General features: G+C 60.7%; 5 protein-coding genes and 2 pseudogenes. 4 read left to right on the top strand and 3 right to left on the bottom strand.

From position 1 onward, the window contains the following. On the top strand, positions 1–206 hold a 206-nt coding region (locus tag ACR652_RS25055; protein ID WP_434509187.1), incomplete at its 5' end, for a hypothetical protein. A gap of 358 nt (positions 207–564) precedes the next feature. Here ACR652_RS25055 and ACR652_RS25050 read toward each other — a convergent pair. Further along, positions 565–1,026: pseudogene (locus tag ACR652_RS25050) on the bottom strand (transposase); the annotation flags it as partial. Positions 1,027–1,100: 74 nt separating this feature from the next. Between ACR652_RS25050 and ACR652_RS25045 the strand changes: the two are divergent. After that, positions 1,101–2,081, top strand: coding sequence for a PAS domain-containing sensor histidine kinase (locus ACR652_RS25045; protein ID WP_434509186.1), 981 nt, complete (start codon positions 1,101–1,103; stop codon positions 2,079–2,081). Between the two features lie 9 nt (positions 2,082–2,090). Next, positions 2,091–2,780 (top strand): hybrid sensor histidine kinase/response regulator, encoded by a 690-nt coding sequence (locus tag ACR652_RS25040; RefSeq protein ID WP_434509189.1) that lies wholly within the window; start codon positions 2,091–2,093, stop codon positions 2,778–2,780. Positions 2,781–3,003: 223 nt separating this feature from the next. Here the strand turns inward: ACR652_RS25040 and ACR652_RS25035 are convergent, their stop codons facing one another. Next, positions 3,004–3,276: a DUF4031 domain-containing protein gene (locus ACR652_RS25035; RefSeq protein ID WP_434509188.1), complete on the bottom strand. Its 273-nt coding sequence runs from the start codon at positions 3,274–3,276 to the stop codon at positions 3,004–3,006. Between the two features lie 220 nt (positions 3,277–3,496). Here ACR652_RS25035 and ACR652_RS25030 point away from each other — a divergent pair, with 220 nt between their 5' ends. After that, positions 3,497–3,703, top strand: a complete 207-nt coding sequence (locus ACR652_RS25030; RefSeq protein ID WP_434509185.1) for a hypothetical protein — start codon at positions 3,497–3,499, stop codon at positions 3,701–3,703. Between the two features lie 271 nt (positions 3,704–3,974). On the opposite strand, the pseudogene ACR652_RS25025 reads toward ACR652_RS25030, so the two are convergent. Beyond that, a pseudogene (locus ACR652_RS25025) lies at positions 3,975–4,104 on the bottom strand (IS5/IS1182 family transposase); the annotation flags it as partial.

Raw genomic sequence — 4,104 nt, 5'->3', positions numbered from 1 at the left:
TCGCCGAGCCGCCCGCCGGCTACTCACGCGTTCCGATCGAACCAAAGCCCGAAGAGCGCGCCGCCGCAGGCCGCGCCGATCGCGCCGGAGACTGCTCCCACGAAGCCGGAACCCGGTCCCGCTACGAGAGCGCCAAGGGCTGCACCGATGACCGCGCCCAGGCCGCCGAATGCGAGAGCGGCGGACTGCTTACCTTTGCGATCTAGGTGTGGTCTCTGAGGAGGTTGTTCACCCGAGCTGAAGGCTTGAGAGTGGTCGTTGCGACACGATGCACTCGGGACTTTCAGGGATGAACAACCCCTGTATGGATGCCCCCGTTCGTGCAAGATGTTTTCGAGCGGAAGAGTGCGTGATCGGGGTGCGGTCATGTATCAGACCTCAAATGCGGCTTTTGTGACCGCAGGCCGGTATGGAGATGCGCAGACCAGGCGCAGATCACACAAGCGAGCTGTTAACTCTCTGGGTTGTATTGCATTTCCTGGCCCGATCAAACCGATCATTTGCCCCTTACCGTTCGTCGACCTCCTCACACGCCCGACGCTCCTTGTCTGCTGCCTCTCTCGATCAGAGCACAGCAGGCGCAGGACCCCGATAGTCTTCTCCCTTGGTCAACATGGCCCAAATCGAGCGAGCCATTATATTGGCGAGCGCGATCGCCACTAGCATGCGAGGTTTGCAAGCCAACATGCGATGCAGCCAAGTTCCCACTGGCGCCCCCTTCTTGGAAGCCCAGCGCACGATGACCACAGCGCCGCAGATTAAGAGTCGGCGAATGTCACGCTGACCCTTTTTGGACGTTCTTCCGAGGGTTTGCTTGCCCCCGGTGGGACGCTGCACCGGGACGAGCCCGAGCCAAGCCGCGAAGTCACGCCCACGCTGGAATGCTTCAAGAGGAGGCGCGAATGTCTCGATCGCCATTGCTGTAATCGGACCGACGCCCGGCATGGTTTGCAGGCGACGTGTCGTCTCGCCGCGGCAGGATTCATCAAGCGTCGCCTTCTCGAGATTTGCGATTCTGTTCGAAAGCGCTGCTCGAGGAAAACGCGTGAGAGCTCCACGACGAGAAGGGGTATGATCGGCTCGAACAGGACGCCCTGCTCGTGCTCGAAAAGTTGGCGCCGATCGAACGGGAAATCCAGAGCGAAACCGGCGAGTGGTATCTCACGCGGATAAATCCCTACCGCTCGTCTTCCGACCAGATTCAAGGCGTGGTGATCACCTTCGTGGAGATCACCAAGCTGAAGAACGCCGAACTCGCGATGCGCAATAGCGAGGAGAATTTCCGCGCTCTCGTCACCGCCTCGGCCCAGATGGTCTGGACGACCGACGCCGACGGCAATGTCGTTGAGGATTCGCCGAATTGGCGCGCATTCACAGGGCAGTCGATGGAGCAGTTTCGCGGCTCTGGCTGGGCCGACGCCGTGCATCCCGATGACCGTGAGGCCGTCGTGAAGAGCTGGCGCCAGAGCATTTCGGCGCAGACTCCCTTTGAAGCGGAATTTCGCATTCGACATGCGACGGGCGGCTGGCGCTGGACTCATGCGCGGGCCGTGCCATTGAGGGACGATGCTGGAAAACTGCGCGGTTGGGTGGGAATGAACGCCGATGTCACGAAGCGAAAGGCGACGGAGATCGCCCAGCAGGAGGCGGAGGCGGCATTGCGGGAATCGAGCCGGCGCAAGGATGAGTTTCTGGCCATGCTCGGCCACGAGCTTCGCAATCCGCTGGCGCCTCTGCGCAACGCGATGGCGATCTTTGAAAAACGGCTTCCTCCAGACTCCGAATTGCGACGGATCCGCGACATCTCGGAGCGCCAGGTGCTGCATCTCGTCCGCCTTGTCGATGAATTGCTGGATGTCGCCCGGATCAGTTCGGGGCGTCTGGAACTGAAAACCAAACGAGTGGACCTTCGAGACATCATCAATGCGGCTGTCACCAACCGGGACTCCGCGATCAAGGAGCGCGGCCACGAGCTCAGCCTCGTGCTCAGCGCCCGACCAGTGGAAGTCGAAGGTGATGAGGTTCGCCTTGTCCAAATCGTTTCGAACCTCCTCGATAACGCTGCCAAATACACTCCCTAGCAGGGACGCATCCGCGTTACCCTCCATCATGAGGGCCACACCGCAGTTCTTGCGGTCGCGGATAATGGGGTCGGCCTCACGCTGGAGGCGTTGACCAGCGTATTCGACGTCTTCGCGCGGGTGGACCCGTCCGGAGGCAATCCGGTAAGCGGCCTGGGGCTGGGCCTTACGCTGGTGCGTCGGCTCGTCGAGCTTCATCACGGCGCCGTTGAAGCCCATAGCGAGGGTCTTGGCACGGGCGCGGAATTTGTCGTGAGGCTGCCACTGGCGGCGTCGGCTGAGGCGCTCTCTGAGAGCGGCGTTCCCGAGTCTGGCCCGATCACGCCGCGACGCATCCTTCTGGTCGATGACAATCGCGATGCACTCTACAGCCTGAATCTGCTGCTGGAGATGGAAGGCCACACCGTGTTCAAGGCGCTTAACGGACAAAGCGCCCTGGAGACCGCCGCCAGGAAAGCGCCCGAAGTCGTCGTGCTGGACATTGGTCTGCCGGATATGGACGGCTTTGAACTGGCGCGACGGCTGCGCGCACTGGCGGCGACATCAAAGGCTGTTCTGATCGCCGCGACGGGGTTTGGCCAACAGCAAGACCGCGCCCGCTCCAGCGAGGCCGGCATCGATTACCATCTCGTGAAGCCGGTGGACCTAGTCGCGTTGCGCAGGATTCTGCAGAGAATGCCTTCTGGGAGGAACGGTTGAAAAGAGAAGATTAGGACTCCTCAACTCCCGAACGATCGAACACATTGGCCGCTATGTGCTCATTCCGGACTTTGACGTCGGAGCTTGGAACTGGGTTCCAAGGGCGAGACCATTAGCTAGGGGCTCTTGCGATTTGTAGCGCCACCAAGCGCCGGCCCATTTGTCGACGGTCTGCCGGACCTGAGTGTATCGCTTTAGCGACAAAACAGGCGCGAGGCTCTGGCTACGGTCGGACCTTGGGGCTTTCGTTGCGTCTCGCCCCCCGAACGCGCCGCCGAACCTTCACCGCCTCGCGCTTCGTGATCTCTATGGCGCCCCCTTGCACCGCAAGCGCGCGCTTAGCCAAGCATATGTCGTAATGGTCCCCATGGCGCCATCGCCGCGCGACACCGATCCGGCCGGCCATCGCGTGCAATTCCTCGTCGGTGTCCGCGTGCATGTGGCACATGGTCATGCCGCCGTAGGGCACGCGCGTATCGTCGACGTAAACGGCCAGTTAACCCTCCCAGGCGAGACGGAAGGCCGCGACCACCTGCCGGACGACGATCGGAAACGAGTCAGTGCGGGTCATCGCTACCGTCCTTGCCGTTTGACCGAGCGCCTCTCGCGCACAACTTTACCCCAACATGACAGCTAAAAAAATCGAGTCAGACCCACGTGCTCGCGCTTGCAGCGGTATGAGCTAATCGGTCGGGCGACCCAAAGGGAGTGACGCCATGAGCAACGCAGACGAGAAACGCGTCAATCGTATCGCTGAGCGGAAAGGCTTTCGTCTAGAGAAGGCGGGACATGGAAAGGCTCACGGCCGATTCTACATCATGAATCTGGTCGAGGGCACGCGGATGCGTTCCGGCGTCGTGGACCACGAATATTCCTTCTCATTGGAGGAAGCTGAAGCATGGCTTTCTAACTACTCGAAATGAGCCCGGATCTCGCCGGCGCGTTCGCCCGGCGGTAGCACGAAGTGGCCAGCGATGTCGGCCTTTGGCAAATAGCTGCCAACTCGACCGTTTTCTGTGGCGGGACCTCCGCAGCGTTTTTACACAACCAAGATGCTAAGCGGACCCATACGACGGCTTGTGGACTTGGTAAAGGTGACGCTTGGAACAAGAAGAGAAGCTAAGTCGTTTGGTGCCGTGAGATCCGTTTAGGCGGTGGAAAACAGAGCTTTGACCAGGAAAATCCTAGAGGGTGTTATGCACCTTGGAGCATGAATTCTGCGGCGCGCTTGAGCATGAGACATGCGAAGGCGACGACGTGGAGGCCTGCGAGGGTCTGAGCATAGCGCTCGTAATCTTTGACGAGCCGCCTGCATCGTGTCGCC

This window comes from Methylocystis sp. (assembly GCF_051061225.1).
In the GTDB taxonomy this organism is placed as follows: domain Bacteria; phylum Pseudomonadota; class Alphaproteobacteria; order Rhizobiales; family Beijerinckiaceae; genus Methylocystis.
Note: the sequence above shows the minus strand (reverse complement) of the source record. Positions and strands in the feature narration are given on the sequence as shown.